This is a genomic window from Streptomyces sp. ADMS, from assembly GCF_033441795.1.
Classification (GTDB): Bacteria; Actinomycetota; Actinomycetes; order Streptomycetales; family Streptomycetaceae; genus Streptomyces.
The window spans coordinates 83391-108937 of sequence record NZ_JAVFVX010000015.1 but is presented as its reverse complement, the minus strand read 5'-3'; the positions used below and the strand labels follow the sequence as shown (position 1 = coordinate 108937).

General features: G+C 70.7%; 24 protein-coding genes and 1 tRNA gene. 5 read left to right on the top strand and 20 right to left on the bottom strand.

All coding sequences use genetic code 11. The annotated features are described in order from the left end of the window. Positions 1-107: 107 nt before the first annotated feature. Positions 108-386, bottom strand: coding sequence for a DUF1876 domain-containing protein (locus RB628_RS10030; protein ID WP_318319976.1), 279 nt, complete (start codon positions 384-386; stop codon positions 108-110). A 269-nt stretch (positions 387-655) separates the two neighbouring features. On the opposite strand from RB628_RS10030, the gene RB628_RS10025 reads away from it, so the two are divergent. Then, positions 656-2125, top strand: coding sequence for a metallophosphoesterase family protein (locus RB628_RS10025; protein WP_318319975.1), 1470 nt, complete (start codon positions 656-658; stop codon positions 2123-2125). 149 nt (positions 2126-2274) lie between these two features. Here the strand turns inward: RB628_RS10025 and RB628_RS10020 are convergent, their stop codons facing one another. Further along, a complete protein-coding gene (locus RB628_RS10020) occupies positions 2275-3213 on the bottom strand; it encodes a bile acid:sodium symporter family protein (protein ID WP_318319974.1) in 939 nt (312 codons plus the stop codon). A 232-nt stretch (positions 3214-3445) separates the two neighbouring features. Between RB628_RS10020 and RB628_RS10015 the strand changes: the two genes are divergently transcribed. Next, positions 3446-3580 (top strand): hypothetical protein, encoded by a 135-nt coding sequence (locus RB628_RS10015; RefSeq protein ID WP_412180623.1) that lies wholly within the window; start codon positions 3446-3448, stop codon positions 3578-3580. A gap of 21 nt (positions 3581-3601) precedes the next feature. On the opposite strand, the gene RB628_RS10010 is transcribed toward RB628_RS10015, so the two are convergent. The 4 genes from RB628_RS10010 to RB628_RS09995 form a co-directional block, all read right to left on the bottom strand. After that, complete coding sequence (locus tag RB628_RS10010; protein ID WP_318319973.1) at positions 3602-4447, bottom strand: DMT family transporter; 846 nt, start codon at positions 4445-4447, stop codon at positions 3602-3604. Continuing rightward, positions 4444-4929, bottom strand: a complete 486-nt coding sequence (locus tag RB628_RS10005; protein WP_318319972.1) for a YbaK/EbsC family protein — start codon at positions 4927-4929, stop codon at positions 4444-4446. Before RB628_RS10005 ends, RB628_RS10010 begins: the two co-directional genes overlap by 4 nt. A gap of 148 nt (positions 4930-5077) precedes the next feature. After that, positions 5078-7339 (bottom strand): MMPL family transporter, encoded by a 2262-nt coding sequence (locus tag RB628_RS10000; protein ID WP_318319971.1) that lies wholly within the window; start codon positions 7337-7339, stop codon positions 5078-5080. Positions 7340-7496: 157 nt separating this feature from the next. Then, complete coding sequence (locus tag RB628_RS09995) at positions 7497-8099, bottom strand: TetR/AcrR family transcriptional regulator (RefSeq protein ID WP_318319970.1); 603 nt, start codon at positions 8097-8099, stop codon at positions 7497-7499. Positions 8100-8313: 214 nt separating this feature from the next. On the opposite strand from RB628_RS09995, the gene RB628_RS09990 reads away from it, so the two are divergent. Beyond that, complete coding sequence (locus RB628_RS09990) at positions 8314-11565, top strand: S41 family peptidase (protein ID WP_318319969.1); 3252 nt, start codon at positions 8314-8316, stop codon at positions 11563-11565. A gap of 156 nt (positions 11566-11721) precedes the next feature. Here RB628_RS09990 and RB628_RS09985 read toward each other — a convergent pair whose 3' ends face one another. The 4 genes from RB628_RS09985 to RB628_RS09970 all read right to left on the bottom strand — a co-directional run bounded on the left by RB628_RS09985 (position 11722) and on the right by RB628_RS09970 (position 15449). Next, entirely contained in the window at positions 11722-11967 is a 246-nt protein-coding gene (locus RB628_RS09985; RefSeq protein ID WP_318319968.1) for a hypothetical protein, read from the bottom strand. Positions 11968-12049: 82 nt separating this feature from the next. After that, positions 12050-12952 (bottom strand): SDR family oxidoreductase, encoded by a 903-nt coding sequence (locus tag RB628_RS09980; protein ID WP_318319967.1) that lies wholly within the window; start codon positions 12950-12952, stop codon positions 12050-12052. Next, positions 12949-13905, bottom strand: a complete 957-nt coding sequence (locus RB628_RS09975) for an alpha/beta hydrolase (RefSeq protein ID WP_318319966.1) — start codon at positions 13903-13905, stop codon at positions 12949-12951. The genes RB628_RS09980 and RB628_RS09975 overlap by 4 nt, the downstream gene beginning before the upstream one ends. Continuing rightward, positions 13902-15449 (bottom strand): NAD(P)/FAD-dependent oxidoreductase, encoded by a 1548-nt coding sequence (locus RB628_RS09970; protein ID WP_318319965.1) that lies wholly within the window; start codon positions 15447-15449, stop codon positions 13902-13904. Before RB628_RS09970 ends, RB628_RS09975 begins: the two co-directional genes overlap by 4 nt. A 167-nt stretch (positions 15450-15616) precedes the next feature. Between RB628_RS09970 and RB628_RS09965 the strand changes: the two genes are divergently transcribed. After that, entirely contained in the window at positions 15617-16243 is a 627-nt protein-coding gene (locus tag RB628_RS09965) for a MerR family transcriptional regulator (RefSeq protein WP_318319980.1), read from the top strand. A 27-nt stretch (positions 16244-16270) separates the two neighbouring features. On the opposite strand, the gene RB628_RS09960 is transcribed toward RB628_RS09965, so the two are convergent. Further along, positions 16271-17074, bottom strand: a complete 804-nt coding sequence (locus RB628_RS09960; protein WP_318319964.1) for an exodeoxyribonuclease III — start codon at positions 17072-17074, stop codon at positions 16271-16273. Between the two features lie 68 nt (positions 17075-17142). Here RB628_RS09960 and RB628_RS09955 point away from each other — a divergent pair, with 68 nt between their 5' ends. Continuing rightward, a complete protein-coding gene (locus RB628_RS09955; protein ID WP_318319963.1) occupies positions 17143-17622 on the top strand; it encodes a GNAT family N-acetyltransferase in 480 nt (159 codons plus the stop codon). A gap of 53 nt (positions 17623-17675) precedes the next feature. On the opposite strand, the gene RB628_RS09950 is transcribed toward RB628_RS09955, so the two are convergent. The 9 genes from RB628_RS09950 to galU form a co-directional block, all read right to left on the bottom strand. Further along, on the bottom strand, positions 17676-18290 hold the full coding sequence (locus RB628_RS09950) for a response regulator transcription factor (protein WP_318319962.1): 615 nt from the start codon (positions 18288-18290) through the stop codon (positions 17676-17678). Positions 18291-18307: 17 nt separating this feature from the next. Then, complete coding sequence (locus RB628_RS09945) at positions 18308-19615, bottom strand: sensor histidine kinase (RefSeq protein WP_318319961.1); 1308 nt, start codon at positions 19613-19615, stop codon at positions 18308-18310. A 155-nt stretch (positions 19616-19770) separates the two neighbouring features. Beyond that, positions 19771-19844, bottom strand: a tRNA-Ala gene (locus tag RB628_RS09940). A 127-nt stretch (positions 19845-19971) separates the two neighbouring features. Beyond that, positions 19972-21255 (bottom strand): gephyrin-like molybdotransferase receptor GlpR, encoded by a 1284-nt coding sequence (gene glpR / locus RB628_RS09935; RefSeq protein ID WP_318319960.1) that lies wholly within the window; start codon positions 21253-21255, stop codon positions 19972-19974. A 187-nt stretch (positions 21256-21442) separates the two neighbouring features. Then, positions 21443-22048, bottom strand: coding sequence for a GNAT family protein (locus tag RB628_RS09930; protein ID WP_318319959.1), 606 nt, complete (start codon positions 22046-22048; stop codon positions 21443-21445). A 26-nt stretch (positions 22049-22074) separates the two neighbouring features. Further along, complete coding sequence (locus RB628_RS09925) at positions 22075-22629, bottom strand: MogA/MoaB family molybdenum cofactor biosynthesis protein (RefSeq protein ID WP_318319958.1); 555 nt, start codon at positions 22627-22629, stop codon at positions 22075-22077. Next, positions 22626-23108, bottom strand: coding sequence for a cyclic pyranopterin monophosphate synthase MoaC (gene moaC / locus RB628_RS09920; RefSeq protein ID WP_318319957.1), 483 nt, complete (start codon positions 23106-23108; stop codon positions 22626-22628). The genes RB628_RS09925 and moaC overlap by 4 nt, the downstream gene beginning before the upstream one ends. 111 nt (positions 23109-23219) lie before the next feature. Next, on the bottom strand, positions 23220-24542 hold the full coding sequence (gene glp / locus RB628_RS09915; RefSeq protein WP_318319956.1) for a gephyrin-like molybdotransferase Glp: 1323 nt from the start codon (positions 24540-24542) through the stop codon (positions 23220-23222). 5 nt (positions 24543-24547) lie between these two features. Beyond that, the gene (galU, locus tag RB628_RS09910; RefSeq protein ID WP_318319955.1) at positions 24548-25450 is read right to left on the bottom strand and encodes a UTP--glucose-1-phosphate uridylyltransferase GalU; all 903 of its coding nucleotides are present in this window, start codon (positions 25448-25450) and stop codon (positions 24548-24550) included. Positions 25451-25547: the final 97 nt, after the last annotated feature.

Here is a 25547-nt window from a genome sequence, read left to right as displayed (position 1 = left end):
CGCGACCGGGGCGACCACCTCGTTCGACGGTTCGTCCCTTTCCCAACGGAGTCCTGGGAGCCGGGGACGGACCACGGGTACCGTCCCCCACCGCCCCACCGAGCGGACTATCCGAGCGCCAGCGAGCGCGACCTACGCCCCGACGCCTCGTCGATCTCGTCGTGTGCCTTTGTCAGTAGCTTCATCGCCAGTTCGTTGAGGGCGCGCGCCCCGGCGATCTCCTCGCCGACGCGCGGCTGATTCTCGTCCGACCGGTGACGGCTGGCGTACCCGTTGGCCCGTACCTCGCTCCCGTCCGCGAGCCGTACGAGGGCCGCGGCCCTCGTACGCTGCTCGTCCTCCTCGAACTCCAGCTCGACATGCCATCCCACTGCGGTGTGCGTCATGACGTTCACCTCCGGTACCTCTGATTCCAGGGTGCTCCTGTCCGCCCCGCCACGCATGTGTGCCGGGGGTGGCACGCACCGCGGAAACACGCGGCGTCCGTTGTGTGACGTTCGTCGCGATCGCCCCGTGCGAGGGACGCCCGCTCTCCCCCCGCCCGTACGCTGCAGAAGACCCCGTGCTGACGCCAAGGAGTTGTTGTCGTGCCCCGTTCCTCGTGCCGCCTCTGCCTTCACGGCAGTTGTTGACGGGCCACGGGCACGTTCCGATCATGCGCTGCTGCCTCTCCGCTCCCCTCGCCGCTCTGGCGGCGTTCCCCTCCCCCGGCGACCTCGTCCGCTCCGGCGCGCTCCTCACGCCCGCGGTACTCCGCTCCGCGCTCGCCGCGCGCCGGGAACGTCTCACCCGCTCCGACGTCGTGACCGCCCTCAACCTGGAGCTGGTCACGCTCACCGAGGACCGCGCCGTCATCACCTGGTACACGGCCGTGCCCGGCACCGACGACGGTTTCGGCCACCTGGTCCCCGCGGTCACCGAGGGCGAGGTCGTGTACGGCACCCACCCGGCCCACCTCAACCGCACGGCGTCGGAGGACCACCCGACCGCCCACCACCACGTCGAGCTGACGGATCTGGAACCGGGTCAGACGTACTACTACCAGGCCCGTTCGCGCGGCCGGGCGGCCACACCGACGCCCCTGCACCTGGTCCGAGGCAACGCCGTGGGCACCTCGCTGCACGGCCTGGGCTCGCACGGCGGCCCGTACTCCTTCACGACCCCCCAGCCGCCTCCCGGCCGCCACCTCCTCTCCATCGCGCTCTGCAACGACCTGCACCTCGGCGAGACCACGGCGGGCCGGGTGGCCGGCGTACCGATGCTGCGCGGCGTCTCGCAGCCGCCCGGCCTGGACCCGTACCCGGAGATCATGAGCCGGGCGATGGTCGAGGAGGCCCACCGGCGCGGGGCGGACGTACTGCTCGCCGCCGGGGACATCTCGGCGGCCGGCGCACCGCAGGACCTGGCAGAGGCCCGCCGCATCCTGGACGGCTTCGGCACCCACGGACGGGACTACTTCGTCGTACGGGGCAACCACGACCGCCCGAGACACCCCGACGACTCCTTCCGCGACGGCTTCCTGGGCGGCGCCGACGGCCCCGGTTACTTCGCGCGCGACCTGGGCGGCCTGCGTCTGATCGGCCTGGACACCTACGAGAAGAACGGCAACGGCGGGGACTCGGGCGGCCTGAGCACAGAGCAACTGGCTTGGTTCAGGGCCCAGTTGAGGACAGACCGGGACCAGCCGACCATCGTCTTCGGCCACCACCCGCTGACCACACGGGACTCGGTCTTCCCGATGGGCCGAGGTCAGCGCCTGGACCGCGCCCAGGCGAGGGAGATCGTCGACTCCTACTCGGCCTCCCCCGGTGTCTTTCTTCACCACGCGGGCCACACCCACCGCAACAAGCGCACGGTCCTGACCAGTGCCCCGCACGTGACCCAGCAGGAGGTCAGCGCGGTCAAGGACTACCCGGGCGGCTTCTGCCTCCTCCGGATCCACACCGGCGGCTACGCCCTCAACTACTACAAGAACAGCAGCGTTCCGGCCCGCGCCTGGGTCGAGCGCAGCCGCCTCACGGCGGGAGGCCTGTGGCCGCATCACGCCCTCGGCCGCTCGGTGACCGACCGCAACAGCATGCGCCTCCACGACCTGTCCGGCGTCCGTGCTTTCATGCCCGGATGACAGGTACGACAGGTACGACAGGTACGACAGACAGCAGCGCCGCGAACACCGTCCCGTTCCGTATCCGCACCTTTCGAGTCGAGTCGAACTCGCAGAGCAGGTCATGAAGCTGAACCTCGTGACTGCGTCCGCGCGGCGGCCGGCGAGGTTCAGCCGGCGGAGTCGGACGGGTCGAGTGCCTGAGCGTCTCCGGCCCCCGTCGCCCTCACGGGCTCAGCCCGCCGTCGAGGGATTCCCGAGCGATTCCGGGTGATGGCGTAGCCGAAGGCCGTCGCCAGTACGTACATGAGAACCGAGTAGACAGCACTGGGAACCGCCACCGCGGTGCTGTCGAGGACGCTCAGTGCGATGGTGAGGGCCAAAGTGGTGTTGTGAATCCCCACCTCCATGGCGCTGGCGACAGCCTGAGGCTCATTCAGGCGAAGGGCCCTGGCACCGCCGTAGCCGATACCGAGGCTCGCCAGACAGAAGATGCCGGTGACCAGGCCGACCTGGCGAAGGTAGTCCGCAAGGTTCTCCCGCTCTCCCAGCAGCGCCCCCAGGGACACCGCGACCAGGATGACGATGGAGAAGACACGGACCGGACGGTCCGCTCGGGCGGCGAAGTCCGCGGAGCGTTTCCGGACGAGCATGCCGAGCCCGACCGGGATGAGCACGATGGCGATCACCTGCAACACTTTGCCGAACTGCAGTCCCAGGTCGCCCTCGGCATCGAAGTGACTGATGGCCAGGTTGGTGATGAGGGGGATGGTGACGGCTGCGAGCACGGAATTGATCGCAGTGAGGGTGACGTTGAACGCCACATCCCCGCGGAACAGGTGGCTGAAGAGATTGGCGGTGGTGCCACCCGGGGACGCGGCCAGCAGCATCACGCCCACTGCGAGCAGCGGGTCCACGTCGAACATTTCGACCAGACCGAAGGCGAGCAGCGGTAGCACCACTATCTGCACGGTCAGGGCGAAAGCGACCGCTTTCGGGGAACGGGCCACGCGCCTGAAGTCGGCAGTGGTGAGCGAGAGCCCGAGGCCGAACATGATGATGGTGAGCGCGACGGGCAAGCCGGTCGTGATCAGCGCTGAATCGTTCATGCCTCACGCTTCCTGGATGACGGGCAGCGGAGACTGCGAAATGCCGCCGCACGGCCCGTAGGTCGCCACAGTGAAGCAGTTGCCGAGTCCCTGTCACAAGGTTCGAACTGGGCCCAGCGCGATGTGTGATCTGGTGGACTGTGCGGCGCGTATTGCGTGACATCCAGTGAGATCAGTACCCGTACCTCCTGAGTACGGCACTCGTGCGGGCGGCCCGGCCGATGGGACGGCCGTGTTCGAACGTACCGCCGTCGCGGCGGCGGCCCTGTACGAGCGCCTGGGCTGGACGCTGCTGGCGGCGGAGGTCGAGCAGGAGTGGGGCCCGGGGCAGCGGGTGAAGGTCCGCTGCTACGCGGCGCCGGCGTGACCGCGGGGTTCGCGGGTCTCCCTACCCGGCGTGCAGCATCAGCCCGATCCCGATGACGAGCAGCCCGGCCGCAGCCACCCTCGGCGCCCCGAACCGCTCCTTGAAGAACACGGCGCCGATGGCCGCGCCGACGATGATCGACGATTCCCGCAACGCCGCGACGGGTGCGAGTTCCGCCCGCGTCTGCGCCCACAGCACCAGCCCGTACGCCGCCACGGACAACGCGGCCCCGAGCAGCCCGACGGCCGCGAAGGGCCGCACCGTCGCGAGGAACTGGCCCCGCCACCGGTACAACGCGTAGACGGGGATGGCGATGCCCTCCAGGGCCATCAGCCAGGCGATGTAGGCGAGCGCGGAACCCGAGGCCCGTACGCCCAGCCCGTCGACGACGGTGTACGCGGCGATGGACAGCCCGGTCGCCAACGCAGCCCAGATCGCAGCCCAGTTGGGCCGACGCCCGCGCAGCCCCCACAGCGCGACCCCGGTAAGTCCCGCACAGGACACGGCGATTCCGGCCGCCGCCCATCCGTCGGGCACCTCGTGCGCGAACACGGCGGCGAGCACGGTGACGGCCAGGGGCGCGGTACCGCGCGCGATCGGATACGCCTGCCCGAAGTCACCGAGCCGGAACGACCGCATGAGCAGCACGTAGTAGGCGACGTGGATGAAAGCCGACGCGACGAGATACGGCCACGCTTCGGCAGCGGGGAGCGGAAGGAACGGCACGGCGGCCAGCCCGATCACCGTGCCCCCGCCGGCGATGAGCGTGAACCCCACCAGCTTGTCGGTGATGCGGTGCGCGAGCGCGTTCCAGCAGGCGTGCGTGACGGCGGCGAGCAGTACGGCGGCGGTGACGACCGGCGTCACGAGGACGCCGACTCCCGCACGTCCACGAGGGTGGCGCCGGCATGCGCGATCAGAGCCTTCGGTTCCATGGGGAACACGGTGTACGGGGTACCGGCGGCGGCCCAGACGACGTCGTGCTCCAGAAGCGAACGGTCCGCGAGGACACGGGTCCTGGTCTTGTGCCCGAAGGGCGGCACGCCCCCGATGGCGTACCCGGTGGTCTCCCGTACGACGTCCACTTTGGCGCGGGTGACCTTCGCGGCGCAGAGTTCGCGCCGGACGAGCTCGACGTCGACGCGGGAGGCGCCGTCCATGAGGACGAGGACCGGGACGCCGTCGGCGGAGAAGATCAGCGACTTGCAGATCTGGCTCAGCTCACAACCGATCGCGGCGGCGGCCTCGGCGGCGGTACGGGTCTCGTCCGGGAACCGGCGGACACGGGAGTGGAGTTCACCGAGGCCCAGCTCATCGAGGGCCCCGGCGAAACGGGAAGACGTGGTCATGCCCGGCACGTTAGCTGGCGGACAGATGCGTCACGAACGAATTCCGGGGGCGGGACGAGAGTCAGGGGTGAGGTGCGGAGTGCCGGAGGGGCACCCCGCCACACCGCGGGGTGCCCCTCCTCACCTTGCTGCCTTGCTCGCGACCGCCTCAGACCCGTACGAGTTCCCGGTCCTCGTCCTTGGGACGGTCGTCGTCCAGGGCGCGCAGCCCCTCGCCCTCCACGTCCACGTTGGGGAGTGCGCGGTCCAGCCACTTCGGGAGCCACCAGGCCTTCGCGCCCAGCAGGGCCAGTACCGCCGGGACGATCGCCATGCGGACCACGAACGCGTCGAAGAAGACCGCGATCGCCAGGCCGAAGCCGATCATCTTGATCATCGAGTCGCTGGCGCCGACGAAGCCGCCGAAGACGGCCATCATGATGATCGCGGCGGCGACCACGACCCGGGCGCTGTGCTTGAAGCCGGTCACTATGGCCTCGTCCGGCGCCTCGCCGTGGACGTACGCCTCCCGCATCCGGGTCACGAGGAACACCTCGTAGTCCATCGCGAGACCGAAGACCACGCCGACCATGAAGATCGGCATCATCGACATGACCGGGCCGGTCTCCTCGACGCCGATCAGACCGGCGAGCCAGCCCCACTGGAAGACCGCGACCACGGCACCGAGCGCGGCGAGCACGCTGAGCAGGAAGCCGAGGGCCGCCTTCAACGGGACCAGGATCGAGCGGAAGACCAGGATCAGGAGGAGGAAGGCCAGGCCCACCACCAGACCCAGATACGGGATCAGGGCGTCGTTGAGCTTCTGCGAGAAGTCGATGTTCATCGCGGTGGTGCCGGTGACCAGTACCGTCGCGCCGGTGTCGGCCTTGACGTCGGCGCCCTTGTCACGGATGGCGTGGACCAGGTCCTCGGTCTGGATCGAGGACGGCTTGGAGCCCGGGATCACGGTGATCGTCGCGGTGTCACCGGCCTTGTTGGGCGCCGGCGGGGTGACCGTCACGACGTCCTTGAGGCCCTTGATCCCGTCGGCCACGTCACCGAAGGCGGCCGTCGGGTCGTCGCTGCCCTTGGCGTCGACCACGATCACCAGCGGGCCGTTGAAGCCGGGGCCGAAGCCCTCCGACAGCAGGTCGTACGCCCTGCGCTGGGTCGTGGACGTCGGCTGCGAGCCGTCGTCGGGCAGACCGAGCTCCAGCTGGGTGGCCGGCACCGCGATCGCGCCCAGACCGACCACACCGAACAGCAGCACGGCGACCGGACGGCGGATGACGAAGCGCGCCCAGCGGGTGCCCATGTTGGGCCTGGCCTGCTTCTCGGACGTGTCGCCCTTGTCGTCGGCGAGCCCCTCGCTCTGCTCGTCGTTCTTGCTCTTCTTGCTCTTCTTGCTCTTCTTCTCGCCGGCCGGCTGGACCTTCCGGCCCGCGTACCCGAGCAGCGCCGGGATCATGGTCAGCGCGATGAGTACGGCGATCACGACCGTGCCCGCCGCCGCGAGGCCCATCTTGGTCAGCATCGGGACGTTGACGACCGCGAGGCCCGCGAGGGCGATCACGACCGTGAGGCCCGCGAAGACCACCGCCGAGCCGGCGGTGCCGGTGGCGCGACCGACCGCCTCCTCACGCTCGCGCCCGTCGGCCAGCTCGCTCCGGTAGCGGGAGACGATGAACAGCGCGTAGTCGATACCGACCGCGAGACCGAGCATCAGCGCGAGCGTCGACGTGGTGTCGCCGAGGTCGAGCGCGTTGGCGAGGGCGGTGATGGTGGAGACGCCGATACCGACGCCGACGATCGCCGTCAGCAGCGGCAGTCCGGCCGCGACCAGTGACCCCAGGGTGACGACGAGGACGACGGCGGCGATGGCCATGCCGATGATCTCTCCGATCACCGCCGGCTCGGACGCGGCCTGGAGCGCGTCACCCCCGACGTCGACGGTCAGCCCGGTGGCCCGGGCATCGTCCCCGGCGGCCTCCAGGGCGTCCTTGGTCGAGTCCGAGAGCTCCATGCCGGGAAGCTTGTACTTCACCGACGTGTAGGCGACCGTTCCGTCCTGGCTCACGGCGTTCGTGGTGAACGGGTCGGTGACGGAGACGACTTCGGAGCCGTCGCCCAGTCCCTTGACGGCCTTCGCGACGGTCGCCTTGTTGTCGGCGTCCGTCATCTTCTGGCCTTCGGGCGCCTTGAAGACCATGCGCCCGGTCGCTCCGTCGGCGCTGGCACCGGGGAAGCGTTGTTCCAGCAGGTCGAAGGCCTTCTGGGCCTCCGTACCGGGAATGGAGAAGGAAGTGGTGCCCGCGGCGGGCGCGCTGGCCGCGCCGACTCCCGCGAGCGTCAGCAGCGCCACCCAGATCAGGGCGACGAAATGCCGTCGCCTGAAGGCGAGCCGGCCGAGTTTGTAGAGGAACGTGGCCACGAGGGCGTACTCCCGGTCAGGTCGTTTAACAGCAACAGGGCAGGGTTGATCGGCCTGTTGGGGCGCAGGGGTGATCAGCCCGACGACGAGAGCGGTCGCGTCAGGTGCAAGTGGGGGTGTTCAGAGGGCTGGTTCGGCTGGTCGGAGACGGGCTGTCCTACGGAACCGGCACGCCGAGGGCGGGGAGCACCACGGCGTCGATGTAGTCACGCAGGTAGGCCTGGGTCGGTGGCCTTTCGTCGATGAGCGTGCGGGCCACGAAGCCGCCGATCATCATGTGCAGCACATAGTCGGCCGCCGGGTTGTCCGCGCTGACTTCCCCACGGTCGACGGCACGCTGCATCACCTTGCGGAACTCCACCATCTCCGGCTCGACGAGCAGTTCCCGGAACGCCTGGAGGAGATCCGGGTTGCCGTGGATCGCCATGCCCAGAGCCCGCATCAGCGCGGAGCTCTGTTCCATGGCGCAGTCGTCCTCGCGGAGCAGCAGGTCGTGGAAGTCGCCGCGCAGGGACCCGGTGTCGACATCGGCGATGGCGCCACCCGGCTTGAAGTGCCGCATGGCCCTGACGACCAGTTCGGCCTTGCCGCCCCACTGGCGGTAGAGCGTGGCCTTGCTGGACTTCGTACGGGCGGCGACGGCGTCCATGGTGAGTGCCTCGTAGCCGACTTCCCGGAGCAGGTCGAGCGTGGCGCCGTACAGTTCGGCCTCGCGCTCGGGAGTGATCCGACTACGACGCGCCGTTGCGACCTCGGTCATGCCACTCACCCTTTCCGGCTCCGGTGTCGGACGACACCGATTCGTACAGCTCCGCCCTACGTGGATGAACATACCCTGAGAAGCACAGAAACGAAACCGTTTCGTACGTGTCCTCGCTCACGGAAGGGCGCCCGTGCCGCCCTCGGTACCAGATATCTCATGAATGACGGGGTCCGAAGTTGCTGGGACCCCATAACCGGAAAAGCATGGGGAGGTGAGCTACCTGCGCCTGCCCCATCTCAGCGGCGACCTGCTGTGCTTCGTCGCCGAGGACGACCTCTGGCTCGCCCGCCTCGACGGAGACGGAGGGCGGGGGTCACCCGGGACCGACGGCCGCGCCTGGCGGCTCACCGTCGACCGTACGAAAGTCGGGCACCCGCGCTTCTCGCCCGACGGCCGGCACATCGCGTACACGAGCTGGCGCAGTCTCGTGCCCGAGATCCACCGGGCGCCGGTGGACGGCGGCCCCGCGCGGCGGCTCACCTACTGGGGCAGCGCCGACACCCAGGTCTGCGGCTGGTCCCCGGACGGGGACATCCTCGCCGTCGCCTCCCACGGCCAGCCCTTCTCCTACTTCACCTGGGCCTACAGCGTCCCCCCTGACGGCGGCCCCGGCGGCCGGCTCCCCTGGGGCCCGGTCTCCGACATCCAGGTCGCGGACATCGCAGGGGAGCGGAAGACCCTCCTCCTCACGGGCACCCCGCCCCACGAGCCCGCCGCCTGGAAGCGTTACCGGGGCGGCGCGACCGGCCGACTCTGGCTGCACGGCGAACGTCTCCTGCCCGGCCTCGACGGCCACCTCCACTCCTCCATGTTCGCCGGCGGCCGCATCGCCTTCCTCTCCGACCACGAGGGCGTCGGCAACCTGTACTCGTGCGCGTACGACGGTTCCGGGCTGCGCCGTCACACCGACCACGACACCTTCTACGCCCGGCACGCCTCCAGCGACGGCACCCGGGTGGTGTACCAGTGCGCGGGCGACCTGTGGATCGTCGACGACCTGACCGCCGGCTCCCTCCCCCGGCGCCTCGACGTACGGCTCGGGGGGCCGCGCGCGGGCCGTCGTACGTACCAGGTGCCCGCCGCGCAGCACGTCGACGGCATCTCGGTCGACGAGACGGGCCGCGCGAGCGCCGTCGTCGTACGCGGCAGCCTGTACTGGCTGACACATCGTGACGGCCCGGCGAGGACGATCACCGACACACCCGGGGTACGGGTCCGGCTGCCCGAGATGCTCGGCTCGGGCGGGCAGGTCGCGTACGTCACGGACGCGGAGGGCGAGGACGCGATCGAGATCGCCTATCTGCCGAGGGCCAGCGGGGAGCGGGCACCGAGGCGGCTGGCGTCGGGCGAGCTGGGCCGGGTACTGGAACTGGTGTCCGATCCGGCGGGCGAACGGCTCGCCATCGCCGCCCACGACGGCCGGCTTTTCCTGATCGACGCGGCGGAGGAGTCGGACGGCGAGGTCACCGAGCTGATCTGCTCCCTCAACGGCCCGGTCACAGACCTCGCCTTCTCCCCGGACGGCGCCTGGCTGACCTGGTCCCATCCGGGCATCGGCCGCTCCCTCCGCCAGATCAAGATGGCGCGTATAAAGGACCGCCTGATCGTCGACGTGACCAACGGCCGCTTCGAGGACGAGAACCCGGTATTCACCAGGGACGGCCGCTATCTCGCCTTCCTCTCCTGGCGCGGCTTCGACCCGGTGTACGACGTCCACACCGGCGACCTCTCCTTCCCGCTCGGCTGCCGCCCCTACCTCGTACCCCTCTCCTCCGCCACCCCCTCCCCCTTCGCCCTGTCACCCGACGGCCGCCCGGCCGCCGGTGGCCTGGACCCCGCCGAGGACGAGGGCGCCGACGGGACGGTGACCGTCGAGGCCGAGGGCCTGGAGAGCCGGGTGACGCCCTTCCCGGTCACCGCTTCCAAGTACTCGGCGCTGTACCCGGTCGCGGGCGGCGGGCTGGTGTGGCTGCGCTGGCCGATCTCGGGCGCGCTGGGCGAGACGTTCGCCAACCCGGCCGACACCAGCGGCCGGCCTACGCTCGAGTACTTCAACATCAGCAAGGCCAAGAAGTCCGAACTCGTCGACCACCTCGACTGGTTCGCGGTGAGCGGCGACGCCTCACGGGTTGTGGTCGTGGACGACGACGAGCTGCGTGCGGTGCCGTCCACCGACCCGGGCGACGGCGACACGACCGTCTGGATCGACCTGCGCCGGGTCCTGCACGAGGTCGATCCCCCGGCGGAATGGCGCCAGTCGTACGAGGAGGCGGGCCGGCTGATCCGCGCGTACTTCTGGGAACCCCGGATGTGCGGCATCGACTGGGACGCGGTGCTGGAGCAGTACCGCCCGCTGGTCGAACGGGTCGCGTCCCCCGACGAGTTCGCGGACCTGCTGCGGGAGGTTCTGGGCGAGCTGGGCACCTCCCACGCGTACGTGACGGCCGCCCGCCGCAACGAGGGCCCACCCCACTACCAGCGCAGGCAGGGCCTGCTGGGCGCCAACTTCGTGCGCAGGGAGGGCGGCTGGATGGTGGACCGGATCCTCCCCGGCGACTCCTCCGACTCCAAGGCCCGCTCACCGCTGGCCGGTTCGGGAATCCGGGAGGGCGCGCTGCTCACCCATGTGGACGGGCGCCCGGTGGACCCGGTGACGGGGCCGTTCCCGTTGCTGGCGGGGGCGGGCGGTACGACGGTGGAGCTGACGTTCACGCCGGCGGAGGGCGAGGGCACGGCACGGAGGGTCGCGGTCGTCCCCCTCGTCGACGAACGTCCGCTGCGGTACCAGGACTGGGTGGCCCAACGCCGGGAAGTTGTACGGGAGTTGAGCGGCGGACGGTGCGGCTACCTGCACATCCCCGACATGGGCGGCTCGGGCTGGGCCCAGTTCAACCGCGACCTGCGCATGGAGGTGTCGAGGCCCGCCCTCATCGTCGACGTGCGCGGCAACGCGGGCGGCCACATCAGCGAACTGGTCGTGGAGAAGCTGACGCGCACGATCCTGGGCTGGGACCTGACACGCAACGCCCAGCCGGTCTCGTACGCCTCGAACGCCCCCCGGGGACCGGTGGTCGCCCTCGCCGACGAGGCGACGTCCTCCGACGGCGACATGATCACGGCGGCCTTCAAGCTGCTGGAACTGGGCCCGGTCGTGGGCCAGCGGACGTGGGGCGGGGTGGTCGGCATGACCGGCCGGCACCGCCTGGGCGACGGCACGGTGATCACGGTTCCGATGAACGCGGCCTGGTTCGACACGTACGGCTGGACGGTGGAGAACCAGGGCGTCGCCCCGGACCTGGAGGTTCTGCGCACCCCCCTGGACTGGGCGGAGGGCCGCCACGTGGAAATGGACGACGCCATCGAACTGGCCCTGTCCCTCCTCGACACCCACCCCGCGGCAACCCCTCCGAATTACGACGAGATCCCCAACCGCGCAAGGCCGAAGCTCCCGCCGCGTTCCTGAGCCAGAACTCCGGTCACGTCACCCACCCAGGGGCGCGGGGAACTGCGCGACAACCCCCCACCGTCCCCTGCACCCGGCAAACGCACCCCAAAAGCAAAAACGCAGGGTGCCCTCGGCACAACAGAGGGCACCCCACGTCAACCGCTCAGGCCAGGACTAGATGTCGTGGTCCTGGCTGAGCCGGTCGTCCTCGTCCCGCATCGCCCGCTGCGTGTCCTCGTCGCTCCGACGCCCACGCTCCGGAGTCTCCTCCTGGCCCTGGCGACGCTCGCGGCGCTCCTGACCCGGCTGGCCCGGCTGACGCTGACCCTCCTGGCGCTGACCCTGCTGGCCCTTCCGGGCCTGCTCCATCTTCTCCTTGGCCTGTCGCGCCTTGTCCTGCATCTCGTCCTTCATGCCCATGTGGGTTCACTCCCGTAAGTGGGTGAGGGGATGGGGGCTCGACCAGATTTGCACGCCCGGACAAAGCGCGCATTTCGATCGGTCACGTACTGTCACCGCCCGCGTCCGCCCTCCGCGCCCGAGCATCCTCGTCCGCCGCCCCGCCCGCACCCACGAGCCCGGTGCCCATCCCCTGCAACCGTCCCGAGAACCGCCCGACCTCCCGTTGCCCCACCGCGCCGATCAGCCCCGGCAGATACCCCCGTACCCCCTGCATCCCACGCAGCCACCACTGCCCGTACACATGACTGGACCGCCGCTCGATCCCCGCCACGAGCCGGTCGACGGCCGGGCCCAGCGGATACGTCTTACTCGCCGGCCAGGGCAGCCGCTGCCGCAACTCCCGCATGACGTCGTCCTGGTCGGCCCCCCGCACCATGTCGGTGTCGGTCCAGGACAGATACGCGACCCCCACGCGGACGCCCTTGTACCCGACCTCGGCCCGCAGACAGTGCGCGTACGCCTCGACGCCGGACTTGGACGCGCAGTACGCGGTCATCATCGGCGCCGGAGTGATCGCCGCCAGGGACGCGATCTGGAGCAGATACCCCCGGCTCTCCATCAGCACCGGCAGAAACGCCCGTGCGGTGACCGCCGACCCGATGAGATTGACCTCGATGACCCGCCGCCACGACTCCGGATCGGAGTCGGCGAAGGGCCCGCCGTTCGCGACCCCGGCGTTGGCGACGACGATGTCGACCTTCCCGAACCGCTCCTTGACCTCCTCCGCCACCCGGGACATCGCCTCGTGATCGGTGACGTCGGCGTGCCAGTACCCGCTGTCGGTGTGCAGCCGTTCCGACACCTGCTTGAGCGCGTCGGCCTCAAGCCCGACCAGCGCGACCTTGGCCCCGCGAGCGGAGAGCTTGCGCGCGAGCAGCTCTCCGACCCCCCGGGCGGCCCCCGTGACGACAGCGACCTGCCCGTCCAGACCGACCCTGCTCATGCGCCCTCCTCGATACGTACACTGCTGTCGGCCCGGGTACCCGGCGATCCCAACTGCCCATACTTCTCCGTGAGTTCACGTATCGCACCGGTCACCGCCCCCGGCGCCTCGACGGGCGTCATATGCCCGATCCCGGGCAGCTCGGTCACACCGTGACACCGGGGCAGTGCGGCGGCCAGCGCCCGCGCGTGAACGGGCGGGGTCATCCGGTCGGCCGTACCGACGACGACAGCGACCGGCACGGTCAACTCCCGTACGTTGGCTTCGAGTTGAACCCCGTCCAGCACCCGCGCCCACGCGTACCGCACCTTGCGCGGGCACGCGTGCACGATCCGGGCGCACGCCTCGACCATGGCGGCCGACGAACCGGCTCCCATCGTCGCGTACTTGAGGATGCGCCGCGAGACCGGCGTGACCGGTCCGAGCGGCGCGCGCGAACTGAGGCTCCGCCGGGTGAGCCAGGTGCGCAGCCGCCCGGCACGCATCGGCACGACCAGCGCCTCGGCGACCAGCCGCGAACTGCCGGTGCTGCACAGCAGTACGGCCGCCGCATGCTCCCGGAACCCCGGCCGCGCGGACGAGGCCAGCACCGTCATCCCGCCCATGGAGTGCCCCACGACCACGGCCTTCTCGCCGGGCGCGAGGGTGGCCGCGAGGACCGCCTCCAGGTCGTCGGCGAGTACGTCGGTGCTGCAGACGGGGCTCGCCGGACTCCGTCCGTGGCCGCGCTGGTCGTAGGCGACCACCCGGTGATCGGGGGCGAGTTCGCGGATCTGGGCGGCCCAGAAGGCGGTGGAACAGGTCCAGCCGTGCGAGAGGACGACCACGGGTCCGTCCTCCGCGCCGTGCACCTCGACATGCAGCCGGGTGCCGTCGGCGGAGACGGCCGTGAGCACACGGGCGGGGACCGGCGGGGCGTACGGGCCGTCCGTCACGGACGTCAGCCGGCTCACGCGGCCACCTCGACAGGGGAGTTGGCGCCCTCTGCGCCGGTTCCGGTACCGGAGCTGCCGGCCGCCCGCAGAACCTCGTACTCGGCGAGATCCACGCGCCGGGTCGCCCGCCGGAACTCGGACGTCGTACCGGGCCAGATGGTGGTGTTGCGTCCGCTGTCGTCGAGGTACCAGCTGCTGCACCCGCCCGTGTTCCACACCGTGCGCCGCATCCGCTCCTGCACCCGGTCGTTCCAGGCGTCGACGGCGGAGGCCCGGGCATCAAGAGCCACCCGGCCCCCGAGAAGGTCCAACTGCCGTAGGTAGTCGGCCAGATAGTTCAGCTGGGACTCGATCATCAGGATCATGGAGGAGTTCCCGAGGCCGGTGTTGGGCCCGATGATCGTCATCCAGTTGGGGAACCCGGCGGCCGAGGCCCCGCGCAGCGCCCGCATTCCGCCCTCCCCCCAGGCCTCGGCGAGTGTGAGCCCCTCCGCGCCGACGACCCGGTCGGCGATGGGCATGTCGGTGACGTGGAACCCCGTACCGAAGACGATGGCGTCGACCTCGGCCGTACTCCCGTCGGCCCCGACGGCAGTGGACCCCCGCACCTCGCTCAACCCACTGGCCACCACATCCACGTTGGGCCGGGTGAGCGCCGGGTAGTACGCACTCGACAGCAGGATGCGCTTGCAGCCGATGCGGTAGTCGGGGGTGAGTTTGGCGCGCAGGGCCGGGTCCTTGACGGCGCGGCGCATGTTGCGCTTGGCCAGCTGCTCCACAACCCCGAGCTCGCCCGGACGCTTGGTGAACGCCTGGACCTGCAACTCCCTTACGCCCCAAAGGAGTCCGCGCCGCAGCCGGGTGGTGAAGGGCAGCGCGCGGTGCACGGCGCGCTCGGCGTTTCCGATGGCCCGGTCGATGCGGGGCATCACCCAGGGCGGGGTGCGCTGGAAGAGGGTGAGACGGGAGACGTCGGGCTGGATGGCGGGGACGATCTGGACGGCGGAGGCCCCGGTCCCGACCATCGCGACCCGCTTGCCGCGCAGGTCGTAGTCGTGGTCCCAGCGGGCGGAGTGGAAGACCTTGCCGGGGAAGGTGCCGAGTCCGGGGATGTCCGGCACCTTGGGGTCGGAGAGGGGCCCGGTGGCGGAGACGACGAGATCGGCGAGCAGGGTCCCGCTGCTGGTCTCGACCACCCACACCAGCCGGCCGGCGTCCCAGGTCATCGTCTTCACCTCGGAGTCGAGGCGGAGATGGGGCCGCAGCCCGAAGACGTCGGTGACGTGCTCCAGGTAGGCACGGATGTGCTCCTGCCCGGAGAAGGCGCGCGGCCAGTCGGGGTTGGGCGCGAAGGAGAAGGAGTAGAGGTGGGAGGGCACGTCACAGGCGCACCCCGGATAGCTGTTGTCGCGCCAGGTCCCGCCGACGCTGCCGGCCCGCTCCAGCACGACGAAGTCGGTGACCCCTTCGCGGCGCAGCCGCACGGCGGCCCCGAGCCCCCCGAACCCGGACCCGATCACCGCCACCCGCACATGTTCGTGTTCGGCTTCCTGTTCGGCCATGCCGATGCCCTTCCCTGCGCGACCGCGCCAGTGAACACTGGCGCAATGGGGAGAGTAGAGGAGGCCCGTACTGATGGGTAGGGGGTGCGGGAGAGAAAGTTACCGCCGGTACGCCATAGGGTTCCGACGTGGCAGACGCAGAGAACGCCGAGGGGCGCGAGTACCGGATGGAGGAGCTGGCCGGGCTGGCCGGCATCACCGTCCGCACGCTGCGCTTCTACCGCGAACGCAAACTGATCCCGCCACCCCGCCGCGAGGGCCGCATCGCCTGGTACGGCGACCACCACCTGGCCCGCCTGCGCACGATCTCGGCGCTGCTGGAACGCGGGCACACCCTCAACGGCATCGCGGAACTGGCCGAGGCCTTCGACCACGGCCGCGACGTCGCCGACCTGCTCGGCCTCGGAGCGCCCACCGAGGAGACCCCGGTCCGCCTCACCCCCGAGGAACTCGCCGACCGCTTCGGCCCGGACGCCACCCCCGAGAACCTCGCGGCCTCGATGGACCTCGGCTACCTGGGCACCGACGGCGAGCAGATCGTCCACATCAGCCGCAGCCTCCTGGACGCGTCGTCGGCGCTGGTCCAGGAGGGCATCCCGCTGTCGGCCGTCCTGGCGGCGGGCAAACGGGTACGCGACCACGCGGACGCCCTGGCCGAGATCTTCACGGACATGATCCTCGCCCACGCCCCGGAATCGGACCCGGCCCGCCTGCGACCGCTGGCGCGCCGGGTGGTGGAGGCGGAACTTTCACTGGCGCTGGACCGTCAACTCAATCGGCGAGAGACCCCCTGAAGGTTCGGTGCACCCCCGCACCCCGCGTCACATGTCGAAGACGACCGTCACAGGAGCGTGATCCGACCACCGCTCGTCATAGCTGGCGGCCCGCTCCACGAATGCCTTGACCGCCTTCCCCGCAAGCCCCGGGGTCGCGACGGCGAGATCGATCCTCCAACCTGCATCCGCCTCGAACGCCCGCCCCCGGTAAGACCACCACGAGTACGGCCCCTCAACATCCGGATGCAGCGCCCGCACCACATCCACGTATCCACCCTCCCCCGCGTCGAGCACCCGCCCGAGCCACTCCCGCTCCTCCGGCAGGAACCCGGAGTTCTTCTGGTTGGCGCGCCAGTTCTTGAGGTCGGCGGGCTGATGGGCGATGTTCCAGTCGCCGCAGACAACCACTTCGCGCCCATCAGCAGCAGCCCGCTCCCGCAGGCCCTTCAGATAGGCCAGGAACTCGTCCATGAAGCGGATCTTCTCGTCCTGCCGCTCGGTGCCGACCTCGCCGGACGGCAGGTACAGGCTGGCGACGGTGACGCCGGGCAGGTCGGCCTCGACGTACCGGCCGCTGCCGTCGAACTCGGCGGAGCCGAAGCCGACCTGGACGCGGTCGGGCTCGCGGCGGGTGAAGAGGGAGACGCCTGCACGGCCCTTGGCGGCGGCGGGCGCGTGTGTGACGTACCAGCCCTCGGGCGCGCGGACCGACTCCGGCAACTGCTGCGGTTCGGCGCGCACCTCCTGGAGGCACAGCACGTCGGCGGAGGTCTCGGCCAGCCACTCCACGAAGCCCTTCTTCGCGGCGGCGCGGAGTCCGTTCACATTCACAGTGGTCACTGTCAGCACGCGGGCACGATACCCGGAGAGCGAAAACACCTGGCGACAGCGATATGCATACATGTACCGTCTGTGGCATGAATGTCCGCCGGGTCTCCTTCGACCACCCCGACGCCGTCAAGCTGAACGACCAGGTCCAGGCCGAGTACGCCGTCCGCTACGACGACGAGGGCGACGCCACCCACCTCGACCCGACGATGTTCGACCCGCCGTCCGGCCTGTACCTGATCGCGTACGACGAGCAGGACCGTCCCCTGGCCACCGGCGGCTGGCGCAGCCACGACGAGGAGAACGACGAGGGCTATCTGGCCGGCGACGCCGAGCTGAAGCGCATGTACGTCGTCGAGGAGGCCCGCGGACTCGGCCTGGCCCGGCGGATACTCGCCGCCCTGGAGGAGGACGCCCGCAGCGCCGGCCGCACCCGCATGGTCCTGGAGACGGGCGACAGGCAGCCGGAGGCCATCGCCCTCTACACCTCCAGCGGCTACGAACCCTCCGCGAAGTTCGGCTACTACCGCCACCACGAGGCGAGCCGCTGCTTCGCCAAGAGCCTGTAGAACCCCGTACGGGAACCCTCATACAGGAACCCCTGTACCGGCTGCCGCCGAGCTCAGGCCCGCAGAAACGTGAGCACCGCCAGCACCCGCCGATGTGTCTCGTCCGCCGGGGGCAGATCCAGCTTGTTGAGGATGCCGCCGATGTGCTTGCCGACAGCCGCCTCGGAGACCACCAGCTCGCGGGCTATCGAGCCGTTGGACCGGCCCTCCGCCATCAGCGCCAGCACCTCGCGCTCACGCGGGGTCAGCCGCTCCAGCGGGTCGCGACGCCGGCGCAGCAGCTGCCGTACGACTTCGGGGTCGACGACCGTGCCCCCGTCCGCGACCCGTCGCAGCGCGTCGACGAACTCCGCGACCTGCCCGACCCGGTCCTTGAGCAGATAGCCGACGCCGGTGCCGTCACCGGAGTCGAGCAGTTCGGCGGCGTAGGCCCGCTGGACGTACTGGCTGAGGACCAGCACCGGCAGCGCAGGCCTCGCCTCGCGCAGCTTCACCGCCGCGTGCAGCCCCTCGTCCTGGAACCCGGGCGGCATGCGTACGTCCGTCACCACGATGTCCGGTTCCTGCTCGGCGACCGCCGTGAGCAGCGCCTGCGCGTCCCCGACGGCCGCCATGACCTCGTGGCCGACCCGGGTGAGCAGCCCGATCAGCCCCTCCCGCAGCAACACACTGTCCTCGGCGAGGACTACGCGGAGCGATGGGCGCGATCCGTCGACTGGCTCCACTCGCAAGGAATCTCCACCCGCAGCAACGTCGGTCCACCCGGCGGGCTGGACAGGGAAAGTCTGCCATCGAGTACTGACACCCGGTCCGCGAGCCCGGTGAGCCCGCTGCCGCCCCCGGGGTCCGCCCCGCCCCGCCCGTCGTCCCGCACCTCAAGGAACAGCCGTCCGTCGCGGTGCCCACCGCCGACCTCGGCCCGGCCGGCCCCGCTGTGCCGGTCGATGTTGGCGAGCGCCTCGCAGACCACGAGGTACGCGGCGGACTCCACCGCCCGGGGAAGGCGCCCGGGCACGTCGAAGGTGACGTCCACGGGCACCGCCGTACGGTCGGCCGCGTCGGCCACCGCGGCCTGGAGCCCGTAGTCCGCAAGGACCTGGGGATGAATACCGTGGATCAGCTCGCGCAGTTCCCCCAACGCACTCCCCGCCTGCTCCTGCGCCCTCGCCAGCTGATCGGCGAGCGGCCCCGGCGGTGCGTCCAGCCGAGCCAGACCGAGCGTCACCGACAGTGCGACCAGTCGCTGCTGGGCACCGTCGTGCAGATCGCGTTCGATCCGCCGCCGCTCCGCCTCGAAGGCGTCCACCAACCGGACCCGGGAACGGGCGAGTTCGACGACCCGCTCCCCCAACTCGACGTCCCTGGCAGCGATCAGCAGCCGCGTCAGCCCGGCCCGCGCACCGGCGGCGACCCCGAGCGCATAGGCGCCCAGGGCCAGGAGCACCAGCCCGAGCAGCGAGACCCCGAAGACGGTCGGCCAGTCGGTGACCGTCCACTCCTTGAGCACCTTGGCTTCCTGTCCGTCGCCAACAGTGGCCATCAGCAAAGGAGTCGCCACCATGGACACCGGAACGAGCAGCGCGAAGGCGACAACAAGGGCGTCCACGGGCCACAACAGCCCCGCGAACAGCAGCGCGTACCCCAACTCCCGCCAGGTCGCCCGCTCCCGCAGCCGAACCGTCAGCCAGGGCCGCAGCCCGGGCACGACCGGCTCCCGATGCGGATCGGGCGCCGGTTCCGGATCGACCAGCCGCAGCCGGAGCCGCTCGACCCTGGCGACGGGAAGCCCGGCCAGGGCCAGGGCGACCAGCAGCGGCAACCCCACGAGGACTACGGCGAGAACCCCGCCGGCCACCGCCATGAGCACGATCAGCACAAAGAAGAAGGACCCGGTCACCGCCCCACTGACGAGATAGACGACCGACCGCCAGGGCCACCACGACAGGAGAAACCCCGGCGAGCTCATGGCCTGCCACACGTTCTTCGGCTGCATGACGATCACCGTAGGAGGCGGGCACGGCCCGGACCATGGGCCCAGGGGGCGGGTTGAGGGTATGCCTGGCCCTACCCCAAGTCAGGAGGAATTCCCCGGACATGCCGAAGCCCCGACGGGTAGACCCGCCGGGGCTTCGATCTGTGCGTTGTGCGTGGACCTGTGGGGATTTGAACCCCAGACCCCCTCGATGCGAACGAGGTGCGCTACCAGACTGCGCCACAGGCCCTTGCAACGAGTGAAACTCTAGCATCCCGGTCCGGGTGCCCGGAAATCCGTTCCGCGCTCGTCAGTCGAGGCCGCCGCACCCGCCCCCACCTGCCCGGAGTTCGGCGAACGCAGTCGCGTACCGCCTGCTATTCGTTGGCCGCCCGAGGCCGCTCGCCGTCCTCGTACTGGTCGAACAGCGGCGTACGGCCCCGCTCCCGGGCCCGGCGGGCGGAGGCCGCGCGGCGCGCGTCGGTGCGTCCCTCCGCGCCCTCGGGGTCCGCCTCCGACTCGGACTCCGGCCCCGACGACAGCTCCGGCTCCGCCTCCATGGTGTCCTCCGTCACGGACGGCTCCTCCGACGGCGACTCCGACTCGCGGCCCACCGTGCTGGACCGCGCCGAGCTCCAGGCGTCCGGTGCGCCGAGGTCCACGTCGGACGTGGCGCGGGGGGCGACCGGGGCGGTCACGTACGTCGGCAGTGGTACCGGGACCGGGTCCCAGCTGTCGCCGTGGCCGGGGCGGCGCTGGCGTTCGCGCTGCTGGTCGACCCACTCCGCGTGATCGGTCTGCTCGACGAGCGCACGCCGGTCGGCGGCGAGCGCGGACAGGCCGGGGTCGGTCTCCGGCTCGGGGTGCTCGTCCTGCTCTTCGGCCCCGGGGTCGGTGGAAGGCCGCCGCCGGGGCTGGCGCTCACGCAGTCGCTGCGCGGCGAGCTCGGCCTGGCGCCGGTCCATCTGGTAGGTGAAACGGCGCCGTTCCTGCGTACGCAGATAGGCGATGTATCCGCTCAGCATGGCCGCGGGGACGGCGGGTGCCCAGAGGAAGGCGAGTCCGCCGACCGCCGCGACGACCGTGCCGAGCGTGAAGGCGAAGAACAACATCACCGTCGTACGCCGTCGGCGCGCGAGCACCTTCGAGCGCCGGGCGCGCGCGGCGGCTTCCGCCGAGGCGCCCGCGCTCCGACGAGCCGCCGGCACGCGTTCACGCACCCGGTCCCTCGCGGGAGCCGAAATCGGAGCCGAGGCGTGTGCCTGCGCCTGTTGCTCCCGCTTCGGCGCCCTGGGCTGCTCCTGCGCCTGGGCGTGTGACTGCGCCTGCGCCTGGCCCTGCGCGTGTGCCTGCTCCTGCTGCACCTGAACCTTTGCCCGGGGGCCGGTCGGAGGCATGGCGAAGGCCCGGACGTCCACCGAGTCGGTGACACCCTCCGGGTCTCCGGCGCCGCGCTCCCCCTCGTCGGTGGAGCGCGCCCGCAGGTCCTTGGCGTACCGGCGCTCCATGCCCGCCCGTCCGGACAGGAGCCGGATGGCGGTGCTGAAGCGTTCCGTCGGACGAGCCTCGTTCAGCTCGTCCTGCCTACGGAGCCACATCGGCACCAAGTAGGCGGCCCAGGCCCCGACAATGACTGCGTAGATGAGGCCGCTGCTGCTCACGCCTCACACGGTAGAGGGGTTTGCGTGAGGCCATCTGCCAATTGAGCCGGTGTGTCGCACGATCTGGCTGATATTTCGAGCTTTTTTTGTGATCGATGCGATCAGCGGGTCATCGAGGGCGTGAATTTGGCGCCCGAAGTCGATCGCCGACCGATCGCCGGCCGATCACTTTCGAACACTTATTCAATTACGCGGGATTTCGCGGCGTGTTCTGGGAGCGTGCCCGCTGCCAGCGGCCCAGCAACCCCTCCGGCACCTCTTCCGCGGTGAGCGCGAAGACGAGATGGTCGCGCCACGCCCCGTCGATGTGGAGATAGCGGGGCCTGAGCCCCTCGTCGCGGAATCCGAGTTTCTCCACCACCCGGCGACTGGGCCCGTTCTCGGGGCGAATGCAGACCTCGATGCGGTGCAGTCCGACCGTACGGAAGCAGTGGTCGACCGCCAGTGCGACCGCAGTCGGCATGACGCCACGGCCCGCCACCGCTTCGTCCACCCAGTAGCCGACGTGGCCCGAACACATAGAGCCCCAGGTGATTCCGGCGACCGTCAACTGGCCTACCAATTGCCCCTGGTACTCGATGGCGAAGGGCAGCATCCGGCCCGCGTTCGCCTCCGCGCGAAGATGCCGGACCATCTGACGGTAGGTCGGCCGGTGCGCGATCGGGCCGCCGGGCGTGGGCGGCGGGATCGTCGCCTCCCAGGGCCGCAGCCAGTCCCGGTTGCGCCGGTTGACCTCGCGCCAGACCCGCTGGTCGCGCAGCCTGACGGGCCGGAGGACGACATCGCCGTCCACCAGCTCGACCGGCCAGGATGGGGTGTTCAGCTCGCACCCCCGGTGCTGCCGCCGGGTCTGGGGTGATCGCCGCCGCGGATCTGGTCGACGGCGTGTGTCAACAGGGGTTCCAGGACGGCCAGTCCGTCCTTCACCCCGCCGGTGGAACCCGGCAGATTGACGATCAGCGTCCCGCCCGCGATTCCGGCGAGTCCGCGCGACAGCGCCGACGTCGGGACCTTGTCCCGGCCGAACGCCCGGATGGCCTCGGCGATGCCCGGCACCTCCCGGTCGAGCACCGCGCGGGTCGCCTCCGGGGTGCGGTCGGTGGGCGAGATGCCGGTGCCGCCGGTGGTGACGATGACGTCGTACCCGGCCTGGACACCGACCCGCAGGGCGTTCTCCACCGGGGCGCCGTCGGGCACGACCCACGGTCCGTCGACGGCGAAGCCGGACTTCTCCAGCCCTGCCGCGATCAGGGGGCCGCCCTTGTCCTCGTAGACGCCCGCCGCCGCGCGGTTGGACGCGGTCACGACCAGGGCGGAGTAGGGCGCGAGCAGCGCGTCCCCGGTCGGCGGTTCGACAGGCGGCGTCGGTGTCATGCTCTGCTCCAGTCGCCCGACTTCCCGCCGGTCTTCTCCTCCACCCGTACGTCCGTGATGACCGCTCCCTTGTCGACCGCCTTGACCATGTCGATCACGGTGAGCGCGGCGACCGAGACCGCCGTGAGGGCCTCCATCTCGACGCCCGTGCGATCCGTCGTCTTCACGGTCGCCAGGATCTCGACGGCGTCGTCCACGACCGACAGATCCAGTGTCACACCGGCCACCGACAACGGGTGACAGAGCGGGATCAGATCCGGGGTTCGCTTGGCGCCCATGATGCCCGCGATCCGCGCGGTGGCCAGGGCGTCCCCCTTGGGGACACCCTCCCCGCGCAGCAGCTCGACCACACGGGGCGAGACAAGAACACGGCCGCTGGCGCGGGCGGTGCGCGCGGTCACGTCCTTGGCGGATACGTCGACCATACGGGCGGCGCCCGCCTCGTCGATGTGCGTCAGTCGGTCGTCCTGCGTGCTCATGTGCTGCGGCGCTCCCGGTCGGGCCTGTTGTGCGCGACACGGTACTCCCAACCCGCGCCCCTCAGCCGCCCCGCCCGCCCACCCGGTCGGGCGGGCCCGCTGCCGGCCGGGTCAGCCGAGCAGCACGACCTCGACCTCGGCACCGGGTTCCACGGACTCCTTGTCCTCGGGTACGACGATCAGCGCGTCGGCGTGGGCGAGGGCCGCGATCAGGTGTGATCCGGCGCCGCCGACCGGCGTCACCTGCCCGTCCGCGCACGTGGCGCGCAGGAACTGGCGGCGCCCGGCAGGCGAGGTCAGCGCCTTGTCCGTCGCCAGGACCGCCCTGACCGTGGGCCGGTGGATGTCGGTCAGGCCCATCAGGGCACGGATGGCGGGCCGCACGAACAGTTCGAAGGAGACGTACGACGACACCGGGTTGCCCGGCAGGGCCAGCAGCGGGGTGTGGTCGGGGCCGACGGTGCCGAAGCCCTGGGGTTTGCCGGGCTGCATGGCGAGCTTGCGGAAGTCGACGCCGGCGCCGGGCTCGTCCTCGTCGGACACGTGCGAGAGAGCCTCTTTGACCACGTCGTACGCGCCCACGCTGACGCCTCCGGTGGTGACGACGAGGTCTGCGCGGACGAGCTGGTCCTCGATCGCGGCACGGAGGGTCTCCGCGTCGTCGGCGACCGCGCCCACCCGGTAGGCGATCGCCCCGGCGTCCCGGGCGGCGGCGGTGAGGGCGAAGCTGTTGGAGTCGTAGATCTGGCCGTCCGCGAGCTTCTCGCCGGGCTGGATCAGCTCGCTCCCGGTCGACATGACGACCACGCGCGGGCGCGGGCGCACCCGTACGGTGCCGCGGCCGATCGCGGCGAGCAGGGCGATCTGCGGCGGACCGAGGACGGTGCCCTCGGCGAGGGCACGGTCGCCGGCCCGGACGTCACTGCCCTGCGCGCGTACGTGCGCGCGTGCCGGTGCCGGTCGGTGCACGCGCACCTGGCCGTGGGCGCCGTCAGGGTCCGTGCTGCGGGCGCGCATCCCGGTGACGGGGCCCTCACCGAGGCCCCCGTCGGTCCACTCCACGGGGACGACGGTCTCGGCGCCGGGCGGCACCGGGGCGCCGGTCATGATGCGGGCGGCCTGGCCGGGGCCCACATGGAGCAGTCCGTCCTGGCCGGCCGCCACGTCCCCGATCACCGTCAGGGCGGCCGGGTACTCCTCGCTCGCGCCCGCGACATCCGCGACCCGGACCGCGTACCCGTCCATGGAGCTGTTGTCGAACGGCGGCAGGGAGACCTGCACCGTGACGTCCTCGACCAGGACGCAGCCCTGGGCGTCGAGGAGTTGCAGCTCGATGGGTTCGAGGGGGCGGACGGTCGCGAGAATGTCCTCCAGGTGTTCGTCCACCGACCACAGGTGGTCCTGGCCGGTGGTGCGGGGCGCGGCGCTGCTCAACGTTGCTACATCTCCTCGGCTACGTAACTGCGAAGCCAGGTCCGGAAGTCCGGGCCCAGGTCCTCACGTTCGCATGCGAGTCTGACAATGGCACGCAGGTAGTCGCCGCGGTCCCCGGTGTCATAGCGGCGGCCCTTGAAGACGACGCCGTGCACGGGGCCGCCGACCTTCTCGTCCTGGGCGAGCTGCTGGAGGGCGTCGGTGAGCTGGATCTCGCCGCCGCGGCCGGGCTCGGTCTGGCGGAGGATGCCGAAGATGTGCGGGTCGAGGACGTAGCGGCCGATGATCGCGTAGTTCGACGGGGCGTCCGCCGCGTCGGGCTTCTCGACCAGGCCGGTGACCTTGACGACGTCGCAGTCGTCGGTGGTCTCGACGGCCGCGCAGCCGTACATGTGGATCTGCTCGGGGGCGACCTCCATGAGGGCGATCACGCTGCCGCCGTGCTGCTCCCGGACCTCGACCATGCGCTGGAGCAGGGGGTCGCGGGGGTCGATGAGGTCGTCGCCGAGGAGGACGGCGAAGGGCTCGTGCCCGACGTGCGGGGCCGCGCACAGGACGGCGTGGCCGAGGCCCTTGGGGTCGCCCTGACGGACGTAGTGCATGGTCGCGAGGTCGCTGGACTCCTGGACCTTGGCGAGTCGCGCGGCGTCGCCCTTCTTCTGAAGGGCGGACTCCAGCTCGTAGTTGCGGTCGAAGTGGTCCTCCAGGGGGCGCTTGTTGCGTCCCGTGATCATGAGGACGTCGTCGAGGCCCGCGGACACGGCCTCCTCGACCACGTACTGGATCGCCGGCTTGTCGACGACCGGCAGCATCTCCTTGGGAGTGGCCTTGGTGGCCGGCAGGAACCTGGTGCCGAGGCCTGCTGCGGGGATGACAGCCTTGCTGATCCTGGGGTGCGACTCAGTCATGCCCGCAACCTTATCCGGAGCCTTTGTGCTGATTCTGTGGCATCGCTTAACTGACACTCATATCAGCATATGAAGCACATGAGAGCACTGGAAACGA